Genomic DNA, 14,773 nt, shown 5'->3' on the forward strand with positions numbered 1-14,773 from the left:
TCATCCGGCACCCGCCGGGAGAGCGAAGGAGGAGTCTGATGAGCATCATCCAGGGGCCACAGTCCGTCGAGGAGACCAGGCAGGTGCTGGAGGCCTACGCGGCCGAGCACGACACGTCGCTGATCGCGCCGGACGCGGTCTTCCACGACGTCGCCTCGGGGAAGGACTACGTCGGCCGTGAGGCCATCGCCACGATGCTGCACCACGTCTACCACGTCGCCCTCCAGGCGCGGGCGGAGGTGGTGCGCACCACCGTGGGAGAGGGAACCGCGGTCCTCGAGGGGTTCGTCGTGGGCACGCACACCGGGGAGTTCGCCGGTGTGGCCGCGACGGGGCGGCAGGTGCGCGTCCCGCTGGTCGTCAGCTACCGCATCGCTGACGGCTACGTGCAGGAGGCCGACGTCTACCTCCTGGTGTCGAACTTCCTGCAGCAGGTCGCCTGACGCCGGGCGCACGGGACACGGAGAAAAGATCATGGTCATCCGGCTCGTCGCACCCGTCGTTCTCCTGAGCGGCCTCGGTCTGGTGTTCCCGACCGCGGTCCCCGGGACCCCACCCCCCTCCTGGACCCACGAGCGGGTCCTTGAGTGCGAGGAGGGAACGGTGCACACCTACCTGACCCCTGCCGGTATCGGCACTCCCTTCCACGTCGTCGGCACGGACGAGGTCATCATCCCCATGCATGTCGAGATCGTCCTACCATCGGGCGAGGGTCCATTTGTGACCATCGACATCCCAGGGTTCGACGCCGAGGACCCGGACGCCGTCCACTGCTGGTATGTGGATCCGGCCGGTCTCGAGGTGGACCTCTGGGGAGTCCGCCGCTAGAGGCAGCCAACCCTGACGCGGACCCGTAGACGGGGCCAGGGCCTGGGCGGCAGGGTGCATCGGTTTGCGGGCCGATATGGACTCTCACCCGCTCGAGGTACGGAGCTGACGAAGATGCGCTTGGACCCGCGTCCACAACGCGTGCGCCTAGGGCTCGCAGGGTCGACGGTGACCTCTCCCACGACCTTGACACCTCGCCCAAGGACATTTCGATCGCCGCCGATCCCGGGCAAGGCCCGGTTCGCAGGCGGATGACGATCCTCATGGTGCTGGGGTCGATCTCGAGCGGGGGATCATCTTCTTGCAACAGGCTGAAGAGCACCCCGAGGACTAGTCCTCCCCGTCACCGCTGCCGCGATCGTTAACGCAGATCTGACCATCGCGTGGGGGTTCAAGTCGCCGATCGTCGAAAATTGCCGCGTTTCCGCTGGCCAGGGCCATGACTTGTGTCCGGAGGGGGACTTGAACCCCCACGCCCGTTAAGGGCACTAGCACCTCAAGCTAGCGCGTCTGCCATTCCGCCACCCGGACAGGTGGTGCCACCTCGCTCGTGGGGAGCGGGGCAACGACGGACAAGATTAGCACGCTCAGGAGGGTGTTCCGGACACCTCCACCCACGCCGGCGGCGGGGCCGCGGACAGCCCGGGGTCGTCCGCGGAGAAGGTCCGGACCGGTCCCGGCGGGGTCGTCGGGCCCTCGAAACGGACGGTCACCCGGCCCAGCCCGCTGCCCCAGACCCAGCCGCGCCCGTGCTCCTCGTGGACGACGTCCTGCCCCGTCGACCAGCCCTCGCGGCGCCGGCCGGACAGCGGTGACGCGGCGGCTCGCGCGGCGGCGGCGGCCAGGTCGTCCCCCGGCTCCGCCCCGCCACCCACGTCCGGCAGGTCCAGGGTCGCTTCGGGGTAGGCCAGACCGCCCTCGAGCGAGAGCTCCTCCTGGGCGTGCCCGGTCAGCCCCGAGACGCCGAGCCCGAGCAGGCGCAGCCCCTGGCTCACGTCGAGCCCACCCAGCAGACGCACCCCCTCGCGCAGGATGACGGTCGCGTCACCGGTGGCGAAGGGCAGCGACGCCGAGCGTGTGACGGTGGTGAAGTCGTGCGAGCGTGCCTTGACCGTGATCGTGCGGGCGAAGAGGGACGAGGCACCCAACCGCCGGCCCAGGCCCTCCGCCAGCCGCGCCAGCTCGGCCTCGAGCAGTGTCCGGTCGGTGACGTCGGTGTCGAAGGTCTCCTCCGAGGAGATGCTCTTGGCCTCCCGCTGCACCACCACCGCGCGGTCGTCGTCGGCGCGCGCGAGCCGGTGCAGCGAGGCCCCCTGCGCGACGCCGAAGATCGCCACCAGGTCGCTCTCGCTCACCCGGGCGAGGTCCCCGACCGTCTCCACCCCGAAGGTCCGCAGCCGGGCCGCGGTCGCCGGCCCGACGCCGGCCACGGCGCGGACGGGGAGGGGGTGGAGCACGTCCAGCTCCTGCCCGGGACGCACGACGGTCGTGCCTGCCGGCTTGTCCATCTCGCTGGCCAGCTTCGCCAGCATCTTCGAGGTGGCCACCCCTACCGAGGCGGTCAGCCCGCCGGTCGCCTGCGTGATCTCGGCCAGCAGCCGCCCGCACCACTCCTCGAGCCGCCCCTGCTCCCACCCGGGTGGGTCCACCGCGGCGGCGAGGTCGACATACGCCTCGTCCACCGAGACCTGCTCGACCAGGGGGGAGCGCGAGCGCAGGATCTCCATCACCACCCGCGAGGTGGCGCGGTAGGCCTCGAAGCGGCCGGAGAGGAAGGCGGTGCCGGCCGGGCAGCGGCGCCGGGCCTCGACCATCGGCATCGCCGAGCGCGCACCGTAGACGCGGGCCTCGTAGGACGCGGTCGACACCACGCCCCGCCCGCCCAGCCCCCCGACCACGACGGGCCGGCCGCGCAGCGAGGGCTTGTCGCGCTGCTCCACGGCGGCGAAGAAGGCGTCGAGGTCGAGGTGCATGATGCACCGCCGGGGGTCGGACGCCATGCGGATACTGTGGCACGCCGCCCCGCCCGCCCCTGCCCGTCCCGGTGCCGGAGGACACCGACCGCCCGCGCGTGCGTCCCCGGGAGGCCCTCACTATGGTCGGGAGCATGACTCTCGAGCGCCCGTCCGCACCCCACCCGCACGAGCACCTGCCCTCGGCCCCGGCCGAGCTGGAGGTCACCAGCGAGGACTTCGCCGACGGCCAGCCACTGCCCGAGTGGGCCGGCTTCGGCTACGGCAACACCTCCCCCCAACTGTCGTGGAGCGGCGCCCCGGAGGGGACGAGGTCCTTCCTGGTGGTCTGCCACGACCCGGACGCGCCGGTCATCGGCGGCTTCCACCACTGGGCCGTCGTGGGGATCCCCGCCGAGGTGACCTCCCTGGAGCGCGGCGCGGGTGCGTTCGGCCAGCAGCTCGGCGGCGGCGCCGTCACCCTGGCCAACGACTACGGTACGCGGGACTTCGGCGGCTGCGCACCCCCGGAGGGGGACGGGGCCCACCGTTACGTCTTCACGGTGTGGGCGCTGGACACGGACAACACCGGTCTGGACGCGTCGACCTCGGTGGCCAAGGCACAGTTCTCCACGCTGGGCAACGTCCTGGCCCGCGGCTCGATCACCGGCACCTACCAGCTGTGAGGCTGGACTGGGTCCCCGCCCTGGAGCGCCCCGACCTCCTCGCCGCCCCGGTCCGGCGTGCTCTGGAGGGTATGGCGCAGCAGGGCCCGGTGGACGTCGCCGGCGTCAAGGTCGCCGAGATCGACCCCGACCTGGCCGACACCGCGGCGCTCGTGGAGGCCAGCGGCATGCCGATGGACGACATGGCCAACTGCATCGTCATCTCCGGCCAGCGGGCGGGCGAGGAACGCGTGTGCGCCGCGCTGGTCCTGGGCACCACCCGGGCCGACGTCAACCGCACGGTGCGCAAGGCCCTGGACGTGCGCAAGTGCTCCTTCCTGGCGACGGACGAGGCCGTCGAGCGCACGGGTATGGAGTACGGCGGCATCACCCCGCTCGGCCTGCCCGACGGCTGGCGCGTGCTCGTCGACGCCGCGGTGCTCGACCGCGACGCCGTCGTCATCGGCTCGGGCGTGCGCCGCTCCAAGCTGAGGATGGGCGGGCGGACCGTCGCGCACCTGCCCGCAGTCGAGATCGTCGACGGCCTGGGCCTGCCGGCCTGAGACGTGCGGACGGTGGGTCGACGCCGTCAGGAGGCGGGACCGCCGCGCGGGCGAACGGCCCAGAACGCGACGGCGGAGGCGGCGGCCACGTTGAGGGAGTCCACTCCCCCGCCCATCGGGATCGTCACGACAAGGTCGGCGGCCCGGACGGTCCGGGACGACAGACCGTCACCCTCGGTCCCCAGGACGAGCGCGAGCCGCTCCGGGGGCGCGGCCTCGAGCTGCTCGAGGGGCACGGCGTCCTCGGACAGGGCCAGCGCGGCGACGGTCAGGCCGAGGTCGCGCAGGGCGTCGACCCCGTCCGGCCACGGGTCGATCCGTGTCCAGGGGACCTGGAAGACGGTGCCCATCGAGACCCGGACGCTACGGCGGTAGAGCGGGTCGGCGCACCGGGGCGTGACCAGGACCGCGTCGACGCCGAGCGCGGCGGCGGACCGGAAGACGGCCCCGACGTTGGTGTGGTCGACGATGTCCTCGAGCACGGCCACCCGCCGCGCGCCCGCCAGGACGCTGTCGAGCGACGGCAGCTGCGGGCGGTGCATCGCGGCGAGCACGCCGCGGTGCAGGTGGAAGCCGGTCATCTCCTGGGCCACCGCCGGCGCGGCGACGTAGACCGGCGCCCCCTGCTCCTGCGCCGTGCGCAGCAGGTCGGGCCACTCCTGCACCCACCGGGGCGTCATCAGCAGGGAGCGCAGCCGGTGCCCCGCAGCCAGGGCACGCCGGATGACCTTCTCCGACTCGGCCATGTAGAGCCCCCGCTCGGGCTCGACGACACGGCGCAGGGCGACGTCGGTCAGGGAGAAGTAGTCACGGAGCCGCTCGTCCCCCGCGTCGGGCACCCAGGTGCACGACCCGGGCAGGTCCGGAGGGACCGCATACCCCGCGCTCACGTGACCAGCAGGTAGCCGATGGCCACGACGCCGATGGTGACGATGACGGTGCGCAGCAGCCACGGGGCCAGCGCCCGCCCGACGCGCGCACCCACGACCCCACCGAGCAGGGAGCCCACGGCGATGGCCAGCACGACCCACCAGTCGATCACCGAGGGCTCGACGAGGAGGAAGACCACGGCCGCCACGAGGTTGACGATCAGGCCCAGCACGTTCTTGATGCCGTTGATGGTCTGCACGCCGTGCGGCAGCAGCACGCTCATGACGCCGACGAGGATGACGCCCTGCGCCGCCCCGAAGTAGCCGCCGTAGACCCCGGCGACGAGGATGCCGGCGACCAGGGCGACCCAGCGGCCGGGAGTGAGGGCGTGGCTGGTGTGGTGCCGCCGCGCCCAGCTGTTGATGCGCGGCCCGAGGATCACCAGGAGCACGCCGAGGAGGATGAGGGCCGGCACGATCGCCTCGAAGGCGGCGGGCGGCAGCACGAGCAGCAGCAGGGCCCCGATGACCGACCCCAGCAGCGAGACGGGTGCCAGGCGCGCCAGCATCGAGCCCAGGCCGCGGATCTCGTGCCGGTAGCCCCAGGCGCCGGACATCCCCCCGGCGACCAGGCCCAGGGAGTTGGAGACGTTGGCGGTGACGGGCGGGTAGCCGAAGAACAGCAGCGTGGGGAAGGTGACGAGCGTGCCCGAGCCGACGATCGTGTTGATCATCCCGGCCCAGAACCCGGCCAGAGCGATCGCGGCGAACTCCCAGCCGGTCACCCGCGCACGTCGCCAGCGAGGGCAGGCTGCTGGTCGAGGGCCTCCGTGGGCGGCAGGGCCCGGGCGGCGAAACGCTCCCCGTGCCGGTCCACGACCAGCGGTATGCCGAAGGTGCGAGAGAGGTTGTCCGCGGTGAGCGTCACCTCGATCGGGCCGGCCGCGACGACCTCGCCCCCGCGCAGCATGAGGATGTCGGTGAAGCCCGGCGGGATCTCCTCGACGTGGTGCGTGACCAGGACCATCGCCGGTGCCTCGAGGTCGTGCGCCAGCAGGCTCAGGCGCCCGACCAGGTCCTCCCGTCCGCGCAGGTCGAGGCCGGCGGCGGGCTCGTCGAGCAGCATGAGCTCGGGGTCGGTCATCAGCGCGCGGGCGATCTGGACCCGCTTGCGCTCACCTTCCGACAGCGTCCCGAAGCGTCGCTGCGACAGGTGGGCGACGCCGAGCGCGCGCAGCAGCTCCTCGGCCCGGCGCTCGTCGGACTCGTCGTACTGCTCTCGCCAGCGTCCCAGGACGCCGTAGGCGGCGGTCACCACGACGTCGCTGACCCGTTCCTCGTCGGGGATCCGGTCGGCGACCGCGGCGCTGGAGACCCCGATCCGCGGGCGCAGGTCGAAGACGTCGACCGTGCCGAGCACCTCGCCCAGGACACCGGCAACCCCGGTCGTGGGATGCATGCGGGCGGCGGCGAGCTGCAGCAGCGTGGTCTTGCCGGCGCCGTTGGGTCCGATGACCACCCACCGCTCACCCTCCTCCACCGACCAGGAGATGTCGCGCAGGAGGTCGGCGTTGCCACGGCGCACGCCGACACCGGCGAATTCGAGGACATCGCTCATGATGGGGGCCACTCTAGCCAGCCGGTCGTTGCCTACCATCGGCGACATGCCACACCAGGAGCTGCCCGCGTGCGTGCGCGTCTCGTTGTGGGCCACCGCCGTCCTGGGCGGACGCCTGCCCGCCCCGGACCTGCCGCGACGTGCCCTCCCCGACATCGACGAGTGCCTCGGCCTGGTCGAGACGGTGCGGGTCTGGGCCGACCTGGGCGAGCGCACCGTGCTCGTCGCGCTCCCCCGCCCCGGTGACCTGACGGGTATGCCGCAGGGCCCGGCCGAGCTCGCTGCGCACGCCTCGCGCGCCGAGGAGTGTGTCTTCGTGCCGGGCGTCGGGGGTGCCCTGGTGCCCGACCTGGAGGTCTTCGGTCCCGTGGGGGACGAGGGGTGGCTGTCCCGGTGGACCCGCTACGACGCGCAGCCGGTGGCGACCCACCGGATCGAGGCGCTCGACCTCGGCCAGACGGAGCTGGCGCTGCGGCAGGAGCTGGCGGTCCTGACCGAGGAGCTCGGGCGGGCCGGGGCGCCGCCGTTCGGCGCGGTCGCCGAGCGGGGAGCAGCCGGGGCACGGGCGGCCGCGGGCGGGGCGTTGCTGTGGGGTCTGCCGGAGGGCCTGCCCGGGCGCGCGCTGCGCGTGCTGCAGCTCGCCGGCACGGTGCTCAGCCTCGCCGACGCCGGCCTGGGCACCGCGACGGCGTCCGTCGACGCGTCCTCGGTGAGCCGCCGCAGCGAGGTGCTGCGGCGGTTGCAGACCTCCGCCTCGCGTGCGCTGTCCGACGCCGCCAACGCCGCGGCCCTCCACCTGGCCTACCGCTCCTGAGTCGGCCTAGCGGGTCAGCCCGGGCCGTGCCTGCTGCTCGTCGGTTGCGGGGCCCAGCGCCTGCGTGACGGCCGCGAGCGCCTCCCTGGCGTCGCCGAAGAGCATCCGGGTGTTGGCGCGGACGAAGAGCGGGTTGGCCACGCCGGCGTAGCCGCTGGCCATCGAGCGCTTGAGCACGACCACCTCGCGCGCTCGCCACACCTCCAGCACCGGCATGCCTGCGATCGGTGACCCGGGCTCCTCGACAGCGGCCGGGTTGACGGTGTCGTTGGCGCCGACGACCAGGACCACGTCGGCGTCCGGGAGCACGGCGTTGGCCTCGTCGAGGTCAAGGACGATGTCGTAGGCGACCCGGGCCTCGGCCAGCAGCACGTTCATGTGCCCGGGGAGCCGGCCGGCCACCGGGTGGATGCCGAAGCGCACCTGGGTGCCCGTGGCGCGCAGGCGGGCCGTGAGCTCGGCGACGGCATGCTGCGCCCGCGCGACGGCCATGCCGTAGCCGGGCACGACGACCACCGACCGGGCGGTGCGCAGCAGGTCGGCGACCTCCGCCGGGCTGCTCTGCCGGTGCTCCCCCGCGACGTCCGAGGCCTCGGGGAGCACACCTTCGCTGCCGAACCCGCCGGCGATGACGGACAGGAACGAGCGGTTCATTCCCCGGCACATCAGATAGCTGAGGATGGCGCCGGAGGAGCCGACGAGGGCGCCGGTGATGATGAGCAGGTCGTTGCCCAGCAGGAAGCCGGCAGCGGCCGCGGCCCATCCGGAGTAGCTGTTGAGCATGGACACCACGATCGGCATGTCGCCGCCGCCGATGGAGGCCACGAGGTGCCAGCCGAGGCCCAGCGCCACCGCGGTCATGAGCAGCAGCGGGAGGACGCCGTGCGTTCCGAGGAACCACCCCAGCAGGAGCGCCGAGGCGACGAGCGCGAGCAGGTTGAGCAGGTGCCGGCGCGGCAGCACGAGCGGGTTGGCCGAGATGCGGGCGCTGAGCTTGAGGGCCGCGACGACAGAGCCGGAGAAGGTCACGGCGCCGATGAGGACCCCGAGGAAGACCTCGACGAGGTGGGTCGCCGTCTCCGCGCCGCTGCCGGCCGGTGGCGGCGCGAGGTAGGCGTTGTAGCCGATGAGCACCGCCGCGACACCGACGAAGCTGTGCAGGGTGGCGACGAGCTGCGGCATCCCCGTCATCTGCACCACCCGGGCGCGCCACAGCCCCACGGCGGCCCCGGCGGCCATCGCGAGGCCGATGAGGACGAGGGTCAGCCCGGGCCGGGCGGCGCGCTCGGCCGCCAGCCAGACGGTCGCCGCGAGCGCGAGCGCCATACCCGTCACCCCCAGGGTGTTGCCCCGGCGTGCCGTCTCGTGCCGGGAGAGGCCCGCGAGGGAGAGCACGAAGAGGACGGCGGCCACGAGGTAGGCGCCCTGGACGAGGTGCCCGGTCATGCGGCGTCCTGGCGGGTGAACATGCGCAGCATCCGCCCGGTCACGGCGAACCCGCCGACGACGTTGATGCTGGCCACGACGGTCGCGGCCAGCGCGAGGGTCCGGACGAGCAGGTCCTCGCTGCCCACCTGCAGCAGCGCCCCCACCAGGATGATGCCGCTGATCGCGTTGGTCTCGGCCAGCAGGGGCGTGTGCAGCGCGGAGGTGACGCTGCGGATGACGTAGAACCCCACGATGACGGCCAGGACGAAGACCGTCAGGTGGGCGACGAGCTCAGGCGGGGAGACGCCGGCGAGGAGTCCGAGGAGCACGACGGCCAGGCCCGTCGCCACGGCTGTCCGGCGGGGGGCGCTACGCGCGGCCGCGGGGCCGGCGGGCGGCGGGGCCTGGCCCGCCGTCGGGGCCGCGGCGTCGTCCGGGGTGCTGGCCGGGGCGGCGGGAGTGCCCGCCGAGACCCTCACCGGCGGGGGCGGCCACGTCACCCGGCCCTGGTGGGTCACCGTGAGCGCGCGCTGCACCTCGTCGTCGAGGTCGAGGACGAGGCGGCCGTCCTGCCCCGGCGTGAGCAGCGCGACGAGGTTGGCCACGTTGGTGCCGTAGAGCTGGGACGCCTGGGTCGGCAGCCGGGCGGGAAGGTCGGTGTAGCCGACGACCCTGACCCCGTTGTGGGTGGTCACCACCCGGCCGGGCTGCGTCAGCTCGCAGTTGCCGCCGTTGCGGGCGGCCATGTCGACGACGACGCTGCCCGGGCGCATCCGGGCGACCGTCTCGGCGCTGACCAGGCGTGGCGCCGGGCGTCCAGGGACCAGGGCGGTGGTGATGACGATGTCCGCCTCGACGCACTCGCGGGCGTAGACCTGAAGGACCCGCGCCTGGAGGTCGGCGTCCAGCTCGCGCGCGTAGCCGTCCGCGCCGGCCGTCCGGTCCCCGAGGGGGACCGCCACGAACTCGGCGCCCAGCGAGCGCACCTGCTCCTCGACCTCGGGTCGGACGTCGAAGGCGCGCACGACCGCCCCGAGGCTGACGGCGGTGCCGACCGCGGCGAGCCCGGCGACGCCGGCGCCGATGACGAAGACCCGCGCGGGCGGCACGGTCCCGGCGGCGGTGACCTGGCCCGTGAAGACGGAGCCGTACTCGTAGGCGGCCTCGACGACGGCGCGGTAGCCGCCGATGTTGGTCATCGAGGAGAGGACGTCGAGGGACTGGGCCCGCGAGATCCTCGGCACCGCGTCGAGCGCGAGCGCGGTCACCCCCTGCTCGGCGAGGGACTCGAGGAGCTGGGGGCGGTGCGCCGGGCTCAGCTGGGCGGCCAGCACGGCACCGGGCCGCAGCAGCGCCACCTCCTCGGTGTCCGGTGGCAGGACCCGCACCACCAGGTCGGCGCGCCACGCCGCCGTGCCCGGCTCGACCGAGGCACCGGCGCCGGCGTAGAGCTCGTCCGGGAAGTTGGCGCGCTCCCCCGCGCCGGCCTGGACGACCACGTCGTGCCCGAGCGCCAGCAGGCGGCCGACGGTCCGGGGCGTGGCGGCCACCCGGGTCTCGCCGGGGGCCGACTCCTTCGGTATGCCGATCAGCACGTGGGCTCCTTCGCCTGGACGCCGACGATGGTTGCTCAGAGCCGCGGGGGCCGACCCTCCACCGCGGCGCGGTAGACCTCGAGCGTGCGCTCGGCGATCGAGGACCAGGAGAAGTCCTCCACGGCGCGGCGCCGGCCCGCCTCGCCACGACGCCGGGCCTCGTCGAGGTCGGCCAGTGAGGCCACCAGGGCGTCGCCGAGGTCGGCGACGAAGCGGTCCTCGTCCACCGGCGTGCCGGTGCCGTCGGTGACCTGCTCGATCGGGACGAGCCAGCCCGTCCCGCCGTCGACGACGACCTCGGGGATGCCGCCGGTGGCCGTGGCCACCACCGGCAGCCCGCAGGCCATCGCCTCGAGGTTCACGATGCCCAGCGGCTCGTAGACCGACGGGCAGACGAACACCGAGGAGTGCGACAGCACGGCGACCACCTGGTCGCGCGGCAGCATCTGCCCGATCCACACCACCGGCGCCGCCGCGGGCCCACGGTCGGAGCGCAGCTCGTCCACCAGGGCGATGACCTCGCGCTCGATCTCGGGGGTGTCGGGGGCTCCGGCGAGCAGCACGACCTGCACGTCGTCGTCGAGCCGGCGCAGGGCCCGCAGCAGGTAGGGCAGCCCCTTCTGCCGGGTGATGCGCCCCAGGAAGACCACGGTCGGGGCGTCCGGGTCGAGGCCGTGCGAGCGCACGACCGTCCGTGCGTCCTCAGAGGTGTCGCGCTGCCACCGCTCGGAGTCGATGCCGTTGTGCACGACGTGCACGCGGTCGGGGTCGACGGAGGGGTAGGCGGAGAGGATGTCGCGGCCCATGCCCGCCGAGACGGCGATGATGGCGGCCGCGCCCTCGTAGGAGACCTTCTCGGCCATCGAGGAGATGCCGTAGCCGCCGCCGAGCTGCTCGGCCTTCCACGGCCGCAGGGGCTCCAGGGAGTGGGCACTGACGACGTGCGGGATGCCGGCGAGCAGGCCACCCAGGTGACCGCCGAGGTTGGCGTACCAGGTGTGGCTGTGGACGAGGTCGGCTCCCCCGGCCGCGACGTCGCGGGCCATGAGCAGGTCGACCCCGAGCGTGCGTAGGGCCCCGTTGGCCTCCTCGAGGCCGGCGGGCACCGCATACCCCTGGGTGCCGGGCTCCTCCACCGGCTCGTCGAAGGCGCGCACGTGCACCTCGACCCCGTCGAGACCGCGGAGGGCCCGCGTCAGCTCGGCGACGTGGACACCCGCCCCTCCGTAGATGTTCGGCGGGTACTCACGGCTCAGGATGTCGATGCGCACGCCCTCAACCTAGCCAGAGGGCCGCTCCCCTCGCCAGACCAGCGCGGATGCCCCTAGGTTGGGCACATGGCGCAACGAGGCAGGCAGAAGGTCCTGGCGATCGTCCTGGCGGGCGGCGAGGGCAAGCGGCTCATGCCGCTGACCGCCGACCGCGCGAAGCCGGCGGTGCCCTTCGGCGGCATCTACCGCCTCATCGACTTCGCCCTGTCGAACATCGTGAACTCGGGCTACCTCAAGATCGTGGTGCTGACGCAGTACAAGTCGCACTCCCTGGACGCCCACATCACCAAGACCTGGCGGATGTCGACGCTGCTGGGCAACTACGTCGCCTCGGTGCCGGCGCAGCAGCGGGTGGGCAAGCACTGGTACTCCGGGTCGGCCGACGCGATCTACCAGAGCCTGAACCTCATCCACGACGAGCGGCCCGACATCGTGGTGGTGGTCGGTGCCGACCACGTCTACCGGATGGACTTCGCCCAGATGGTCCAGCAGCACACCGAGACCGGTGCCGCCTGCACGGTCGCCGCCATCCGGCAGCCGATCTCGCTGGCCGACCAGTTCGGTGTGATCGACGTCAACGAGGACGACCCGCGTCGCATCCGTGAGTTCCTCGAGAAGCCCGAGCACCCCCGTGGCCTGCCCGACAGCCCCGAGGAGGTCTTCGCCTCGATGGGCAACTACGTCTTCACCGCGGACGCGCTGGAGGAGGCGGTGCGGGCCGACGCCGAGCGCGAGGGCTCCAAGCACGACATGGGCGGCGACATCGTCCCGGCCTTCGTCGACCAGGGCGACGCGTGGGTCTACGACTTCAAGGACAACGACATCCCGGGCGCCTCGGAGCGCGACCACGCCTACTGGCGCGACGTGGGGACGATCGAGTCCTACTACGACGCGCACATGGACCTCATCTCGATCCACCCGGTCTTCAACCTCTACAACGAGGCGTGGCCGATCTACACCAACTACGGCCCGCACCCGCCCGCCAAGTTCGTGCACGGCTCCGGCGACCGCATCGGGCACGCGGTCAACTCCGCGGTCTCCCCCGGGTGCGTCATCTCCGGCTCGACCGTCAGCGACTCGGTCCTCTCGCCCCGGGTGAAGGTGCACAGCTTCAGCCACGTCACCCACTCGGTGCTGATGGACCGCGTCGAGATCGGTCGCTCGTGCCAGATCCACCGGGCGATCATCGACAAGGGCGTGTTCGTGCCGGCCGGGGTCCACATCGGCGTCGACCGCGAGGAGGACCTCGCGCGCGGCTTCACCGTCACCGACTCCGGCATCACCGTCGTCGGCAAGGGCACGGTCATCGAGGGCTGAGGGCGCTCGCAGCTCAGTCGTCGATCTGTGCCCTGCCCTCCCGCTGCAGCGCGGCCAGCCCGTCCCGCATGGCCTGCACCCGCTCGGGAGGGTGCCCGGTCCAACCGGTCAGCTCTGCGACCACCCGCAGCGGGTCCCGGGACCGGTAGGAGCGGGTCGGGTTGCCCGGGTACCTCTTGTCCGTGACGTTGGGGTCGTCCTCGATGTCGCCCGTCGGCTCCACCACGTAGATCCGGCCCGGCCCCTCACCGGCGGACAGCTCCGCGCCCCAGGTCGCCGCATCCAGCGTCTCGGTGAGGTAGACGTGGTTCATCACGCGCCCGCCCTCGAAGTTCGACTCCCGCCCCGGCATCACCAGGTCGCCGACCGCAAGGTCTGCCTTGGTGCCGTGCAGGTAGACCCCGGCCCGGTACACCTCGAACGGCACCGGCTCTGCGCCCTCGCTCATGCCGGTGCTCAGCTCCTCCGGGTGAGGGTGGACTCCTTGTGGGCCGCCCGCTTGGAGCTGGAGGCGGACTCCACGACGTAGGCGGGCTCCTCCTCGCTGGCGGTGAACTTCTGCCCGTCGAGCTGGAAGTCGGACGTCCGTCGCTCGACCACCGTCCCCTCGGTCCGCCCCTGCGGTGTGTTCCAGACGACCCGGTCGCCCTTGCTGAACGCCATGGACCCCATCGTCGTCGCCTCCGGCCCGCGCGTCGACCGGGGACGACCGCAGGTGCCGGACCGTGGTGCCGACATCCCGGGCCTGTGCCATCGTGTCGCAGCAGGAGGCCGTCCGGCCGCGCTCCTCCGAGGAGGTCTGGACCCATGGCGTTGAGCTTCGTCGACGCGCCGACCCCGGCAGAGTGGGACGCGCGGATCGCCGCGACCCCCAACGGGGGCAACATCTTCCAGAGCCACGCCCTCGGCGAGGTCAAGCGGATGGCCCGGTGGGAGCCGCGCTACGCGGTCTCGCACGGCGTGGCCATGACCCTCCACGCCAAGCGGGCGCCCGGGTTCGGCACGGTGTGGTACCTGCCCAAGGGGCCCTGCGTCGCGGACGCCGGGATGCTCGGACCGATCGTCGGCGACCTGCGCGCCGCCGCCCGCCGCGAGGCGGTGGTCTTCGTGCGCACGGAGCCGGAGATCCGTGAGACGCCGCAGGCCGTCAGGGCGTTGGAGGAGATGGGCCTGGTGCGCACCGAGCCGGTCCAGCCCTCCTCCTCCACGGTGCTCTTCCCGCTGCCGTCGTCGACCGAGGACCTGCTCGCCGCATACCCCTCGAAGATGCGCAACCAGGTGCGCCGCGCGGTCAGGGACGGTGTCGAGGTGGTGCACGCGCCGGACGACGACACCACCTACGAGCAGATGTGGGGCCTGTGGGAGGGCGTTATCCGCGACCAGGGGCTCGGGGTGCGCGGCAAGGACTACTTCGTCAGCTCCTGGCGCACGATGGTGCGTGCCGGGGTGGCCCAGCCGGTCATCGCCTACCACGACGACCGCCCCATCGCCTGGGCGCTGGCGACCTGCCTGGGGAAGGTCGCCGCCTACAAGGAGGGCGCGAGCCTGCGGGAGCGCCCGGTTCGCGGGGCCAGCGAGCTCGTGCAGTACGAGGCGATGCGATGGGCCGTCGAGCGTGGCGCCCGCGTCTACGACCTCGTCGGCACCCCGCACTCCACCAGGGTGGACGACCCCTCGGACCTGCGGCACAACATCGGCGTGTTCAAGCGCAACTTCCACAAGGAGGTCACCGACTGGGTCGGCGCCTGGGACCTCGTCCTCCGCCCACGCAGGTATGCGGTGTGGGAGCGGGTCGGTGAGCGCGTGGTGGGCAGGCTGCAGCGGCGCGAGCCCGGTGACACCTTCTGGTGAGC

16 protein-coding genes and 1 tRNA gene are annotated in these 14,773 nt (G+C 72.9%); 7 read left to right on the plus strand and 10 right to left on the minus strand.

From position 1 onward, the window contains the following. The first annotated feature begins 38 nt into the window (after positions 1–38). Both K330_RS20620 and K330_RS0110500 read left to right on the plus strand, forming a co-directional pair. Positions 39–443, plus strand: a complete 405-nt coding sequence (locus K330_RS20620; protein WP_022921786.1) for an ester cyclase — start codon at positions 39–41, stop codon at positions 441–443. A 31-nt stretch (positions 444–474) separates the two neighbouring features. Next, positions 475–828: a hypothetical protein gene (locus tag K330_RS0110500; RefSeq protein ID WP_022921787.1), complete on the plus strand. Its 354-nt coding sequence runs from the start codon at positions 475–477 to the stop codon at positions 826–828. Between the two features lie 447 nt (positions 829–1,275). On the opposite strand, the gene K330_RS0110505 is transcribed toward K330_RS0110500, so the two are convergent. Together K330_RS0110505 and K330_RS0110510 are read right to left on the minus strand one after the other, a co-directional pair. Beyond that, positions 1,276–1,359: transfer RNA gene (locus K330_RS0110505), tRNA-Leu, on the minus strand. Positions 1,360–1,415: 56 nt separating this feature from the next. Next, a complete protein-coding gene (locus tag K330_RS0110510) occupies positions 1,416–2,828 on the minus strand; it encodes a DNA polymerase IV (protein ID WP_022921788.1) in 1,413 nt (470 codons plus the stop codon). Between the two features lie 107 nt (positions 2,829–2,935). Between K330_RS0110510 and K330_RS0110515 the strand changes: the two genes are divergently transcribed. Both K330_RS0110515 and K330_RS0110520 read left to right on the plus strand, forming a co-directional pair. After that, complete coding sequence (locus K330_RS0110515; RefSeq protein WP_029202547.1) at positions 2,936–3,466, plus strand: YbhB/YbcL family Raf kinase inhibitor-like protein; 531 nt, start codon at positions 2,936–2,938, stop codon at positions 3,464–3,466. After that, positions 3,463–4,008: a YbaK/EbsC family protein gene (locus tag K330_RS0110520; RefSeq protein WP_022921790.1), complete on the plus strand. Its 546-nt coding sequence runs from the start codon at positions 3,463–3,465 to the stop codon at positions 4,006–4,008. Before K330_RS0110515 ends, K330_RS0110520 begins: the two co-directional genes overlap by 4 nt. A gap of 26 nt (positions 4,009–4,034) precedes the next feature. Here K330_RS0110520 and K330_RS0110525 read toward each other — a convergent pair whose 3' ends face one another. The 3 genes from K330_RS0110525 to K330_RS20625 are packed head-to-tail and all read right to left on the minus strand — an operon-like array spanning position 4,035 to position 6,495. Further along, on the minus strand, positions 4,035–4,898 hold the full coding sequence (locus tag K330_RS0110525; RefSeq protein ID WP_373288746.1) for a TrmH family RNA methyltransferase: 864 nt from the start codon (positions 4,896–4,898) through the stop codon (positions 4,035–4,037). After that, on the minus strand, positions 4,895–5,662 hold the full coding sequence (locus K330_RS0110530; protein WP_022921792.1) for a sulfite exporter TauE/SafE family protein: 768 nt from the start codon (positions 5,660–5,662) through the stop codon (positions 4,895–4,897). The genes K330_RS0110525 and K330_RS0110530 overlap by 4 nt, the downstream gene beginning before the upstream one ends. Next, positions 5,659–6,495 (minus strand): ABC transporter ATP-binding protein, encoded by an 837-nt coding sequence (locus tag K330_RS20625; protein ID WP_051145578.1) that lies wholly within the window; start codon positions 6,493–6,495, stop codon positions 5,659–5,661. Before K330_RS20625 ends, K330_RS0110530 begins: the two co-directional genes overlap by 4 nt. A 46-nt stretch (positions 6,496–6,541) precedes the next feature. Here K330_RS20625 and K330_RS0110540 point away from each other — a divergent pair, with 46 nt between their 5' ends. Beyond that, positions 6,542–7,309 carry a hypothetical protein gene (locus K330_RS0110540; RefSeq protein WP_156875775.1) on the plus strand — a complete coding sequence of 256 codons (768 nt, stop codon included), beginning with the start codon at positions 6,542–6,544 and terminating at the stop codon, positions 7,307–7,309. A 6-nt stretch (positions 7,310–7,315) separates the two neighbouring features. Here K330_RS0110540 and pntB read toward each other — a convergent pair whose 3' ends face one another. From pntB to glgA, 3 genes are read right to left on the minus strand one after another with little or no spacing between them, the layout of a single operon-like run. Next, positions 7,316–8,755 carry a Re/Si-specific NAD(P)(+) transhydrogenase subunit beta gene (pntB, locus tag K330_RS20630; RefSeq protein ID WP_022921795.1) on the minus strand — a complete coding sequence of 480 codons (1,440 nt, stop codon included), beginning with the start codon at positions 8,753–8,755 and terminating at the stop codon, positions 7,316–7,318. Next, a complete protein-coding gene (locus K330_RS0110550) occupies positions 8,752–10,332 on the minus strand; it encodes a Re/Si-specific NAD(P)(+) transhydrogenase subunit alpha (RefSeq protein ID WP_022921796.1) in 1,581 nt (526 codons plus the stop codon). Before K330_RS0110550 ends, pntB begins: the two co-directional genes overlap by 4 nt. Positions 10,333–10,367: 35 nt before the next feature. After that, positions 10,368–11,603 carry a glycogen synthase gene (gene glgA / locus K330_RS0110555; protein WP_022921797.1) on the minus strand — a complete coding sequence of 412 codons (1,236 nt, stop codon included), beginning with the start codon at positions 11,601–11,603 and terminating at the stop codon, positions 10,368–10,370. A 66-nt stretch (positions 11,604–11,669) separates the two neighbouring features. Here glgA and glgC point away from each other — a divergent pair, with 66 nt between their 5' ends. Continuing rightward, complete coding sequence (gene glgC, locus K330_RS0110560) at positions 11,670–12,920, plus strand: glucose-1-phosphate adenylyltransferase (RefSeq protein ID WP_022921798.1); 1,251 nt, start codon at positions 11,670–11,672, stop codon at positions 12,918–12,920. Positions 12,921–12,933: 13 nt separating this feature from the next. On the opposite strand, the gene arr is transcribed toward glgC, so the two are convergent. Then, positions 12,934–13,368, minus strand: coding sequence for an NAD(+)--rifampin ADP-ribosyltransferase (arr, locus tag K330_RS0110565; RefSeq protein ID WP_022921799.1), 435 nt, complete (start codon positions 13,366–13,368; stop codon positions 12,934–12,936). A gap of 8 nt (positions 13,369–13,376) precedes the next feature. After that, positions 13,377–13,583, minus strand: coding sequence for a hypervirulence associated TUDOR domain-containing protein (locus K330_RS20635; RefSeq protein WP_029202549.1), 207 nt, complete (start codon positions 13,581–13,583; stop codon positions 13,377–13,379). Between the two features lie 144 nt (positions 13,584–13,727). Here K330_RS20635 and K330_RS0110575 point away from each other — a divergent pair, with 144 nt between their 5' ends. Continuing rightward, the gene (locus K330_RS0110575) at positions 13,728–14,771 is read left to right on the plus strand and encodes a lipid II:glycine glycyltransferase FemX (RefSeq protein WP_022921801.1); all 1,044 of its coding nucleotides are present in this window, start codon (positions 13,728–13,730) and stop codon (positions 14,769–14,771) included. Positions 14,772–14,773 lie beyond the last annotated feature (2 nt).

Origin of the sequence: Ornithinimicrobium pekingense DSM 21552 (genome assembly GCF_000421185.1) — a bacterium.
GTDB lineage: Bacteria > Actinomycetota > Actinomycetes > Actinomycetales > Dermatophilaceae > Ornithinicoccus > Ornithinicoccus pekingensis.

Excerpts from the sequence above, each read along its gene's own strand:
- pntB (WP_022921795.1), bottom strand. The coding sequence starts at position 8,755 with ATGACCGGGCACCTCGTCCAGGGCGCCTACCTCGTGGCCGCCGTCCTC.
- K330_RS0110540 (WP_156875775.1), top strand. The coding sequence starts at position 6,542 with ATGCCACACCAGGAGCTGCCCGCGTGCGTGCGCGTCTCGTTGTGGGCC.
- K330_RS0110500 (WP_022921787.1), top strand. The coding sequence starts at position 475 with ATGGTCATCCGGCTCGTCGCACCCGTCGTTCTCCTGAGCGGCCTCGGT.
- K330_RS20635 (WP_029202549.1), bottom strand. The coding sequence starts at position 13,583 with ATGGCGTTCAGCAAGGGCGACCGGGTCGTCTGGAACACACCGCAGGGG.
- arr (WP_022921799.1), bottom strand. The coding sequence starts at position 13,368 with ATGAGCGAGGGCGCAGAGCCGGTGCCGTTCGAGGTGTACCGGGCCGGG.
- K330_RS0110510 (WP_022921788.1), bottom strand. The coding sequence starts at position 2,828 with ATGGCGTCCGACCCCCGGCGGTGCATCATGCACCTCGACCTCGACGCC.
- K330_RS0110515 (WP_029202547.1), top strand. The coding sequence starts at position 2,936 with ATGACTCTCGAGCGCCCGTCCGCACCCCACCCGCACGAGCACCTGCCC.
- K330_RS20625 (WP_051145578.1), bottom strand. The coding sequence starts at position 6,495 with ATGAGCGATGTCCTCGAATTCGCCGGTGTCGGCGTGCGCCGTGGCAAC.
- K330_RS20620 (WP_022921786.1), top strand. The coding sequence starts at position 39 with ATGAGCATCATCCAGGGGCCACAGTCCGTCGAGGAGACCAGGCAGGTG.
- glgC (WP_022921798.1), top strand. The coding sequence starts at position 11,670 with ATGGCGCAACGAGGCAGGCAGAAGGTCCTGGCGATCGTCCTGGCGGGC.
- K330_RS0110575 (WP_022921801.1), top strand. The coding sequence starts at position 13,728 with ATGGCGTTGAGCTTCGTCGACGCGCCGACCCCGGCAGAGTGGGACGCG.